This is a genomic window from Aliivibrio sp. SR45-2, from assembly GCF_963890165.1.
Taxonomy (GTDB): domain Bacteria; phylum Pseudomonadota; class Gammaproteobacteria; order Enterobacterales; family Vibrionaceae; genus Aliivibrio; species Aliivibrio salmonicida.
In genome coordinates, this window is the sequence record NZ_CAWPRC010000045.1 from 1 (window position 1) to 1,981 (window position 1,981).

Here is a 1,981-nt window from a genome sequence, read left to right on the forward strand (position 1 = left end):
GCAAAGTACGCCGCTGCCTTTTTTAAGAACTCATTCTCTTTTTTTAGGTCGTTTAGCTCTTTTCTCATCTTACGCATTTCTGAGTTTTCTTTTATTGAATAATCGATACCATCATGAACCGTAAACTGTTTATTTGTCAGAAGGTTAAACTGTCTGCGCCAGTTATAAATTTGATTAGGGTGTAACCCTAATTCCTTCGCGACGGAAGCCGTCGTTCTATCTTTTTGATCTGCGAGTCGGACAGCTTCTTTACGATACTCTTCAGGGTAAGATTTAGTATAATGCTTGCTCATGGTAGCCTCCAGATAGGTATAACCTAAGTATAGAATGTGTTCTAATTCTGTGGGGCACACCACGATATAACTCCTGCATAACACGTTTGCTACCATGCAGATTAACCTTAAATTTACCACTTAATACGATAAAACCAAAGAAACCTAGAATGCCGAATGTAGCAAATCGTGTTGATGCGATTGTTATGTTCGTTCTTACGTAATGTAACAAACGAGAATATAAATGGGTTTTACAATTAGGACATTTATTACCATCTGGATCCTTCCCTTCCCATAAAGCATTGCAAATTACACACTCATATCTTGCAATACGTTTAGGTATCTCAATATTAACTTTTGGAGAGTGGTTATTCCATGAAATGGATTTCTTAGAGTCTAACTCTATAGCAAGATTTTGTTCATAAATATCAATCGTTTTTCGAAGTAACAATTGAGCATTGTAGCGCTTACTTTCTGCTCTTGGGTGAAATAACCACAATTTAGATTCTAAATTATATTGTAAAAAATCGCTAAGAATTTTCTTATGTGATTGATTTTTAGATTCAGGGGCTTGAAATAATGATAGTAATTCGTCTAGCTTTATTTCAACAACTCCACACTTTTCTTTCTGGTGACATAACTCTTCAGGAGCCTCTCGGTTAGGATGGGAAAAGTAAATAACAAATGGGAAACCTTTGATGTTTGCAAGAATATCAACGCATACATGATTAAATTTCTTATCTAACTCAGGGGCTGACAGTTGAACCGTTTGCTCCGATGATATTTCGAATACTTCTGAGAAGTATTCACCCGATGGTGATTCTTCTCCTACATAATCAATATTCGCGGGCAAATCAAGATTTATGCCTTTAATAATTACTTGGCGAGCCATTAAACGAACAGAAACAAAAAAAGAGAAATCACATTCATCTTTTGTTTTCATTGCTGATTTACGCGTAACATGAGCAAAATGCCATTGATTGACATCCCCTTGCCTAGCAGTTAAAGGGGTTTCACATGAAGGACAAATACAACCGCATTTATTTCCTTTAATAACTTCGCTTACATCAACAATTTCTTGGTCTTCTTCTCTGAGACCAAAAGGAACTAATTGTAAATCACTCACAGAATCCCTCCGAGAACATAACGCTGGCATAACACGTTTATTACCATGCAAACCAACCTGAATTTTACCGCCTTAATCACGAAACCCAAGACAAACCCAGAACGCCGAATGTAATAAATCGTGTTGATGCGATTGTTGTGCGTGCTTACTTGCGGCTTGGTCAACTTGGAAAAGAACTGCTTTGCCAAGATTTTCTAAGCCCTGATTCTAATTTACCGATAACAATTAAGCGAACAAAATGTTCTTAAATTGCGAGATAAAGTGAATAGAAACAGATACATTTCTTACGCCATTTGAACGGTTTGGTTTCAACAAGTTTGGAACTGAAAAACCAAATATATTAGCCACAATTGGGATTGGAAATGCTGCGAGGAAAACATGGATGCAGACTAAAATGAGGCATAACCAAAGAACAATTGAAGCGTGAAATAGCTTCTGAAACGCCTGAACTTGGGGAAATAAGGGCTAATTTGCCGAACCTGATGAGATGGAAACCAAAAGGCAACAAAGAAGAAATTCACGCTTACTAAGCCGAAACTACGAAAGCCGCGATCCTTTTGATGAACCGTGCAAAAAATTTCGG

At 37.2% G+C, this 1,981-nt stretch carries 3 protein-coding genes; all 3 read right to left on the reverse strand.

Features of this window, described 5'->3' with window-relative positions; translation table 11 throughout:
* Window positions 1–293: transposase (locus AACV33_RS02440; protein WP_220488756.1), on the reverse strand; the 293-nt coding region annotated here is incomplete at its 3' end.
* Entirely contained in the window at window positions 274–1,398 is a 1,125-nt protein-coding gene (locus AACV33_RS02445) for a competence protein CoiA family protein (protein ID WP_182700710.1), read from the reverse strand. The genes AACV33_RS02445 and AACV33_RS02440, both read right to left, overlap by 20 nt.
* A gap of 389 nt (window positions 1,399–1,787) precedes the next feature.
* Window positions 1,788–1,981: hypothetical protein (locus AACV33_RS02450; RefSeq protein WP_220488758.1), on the reverse strand; the 194-nt coding region annotated here is incomplete at its 5' end.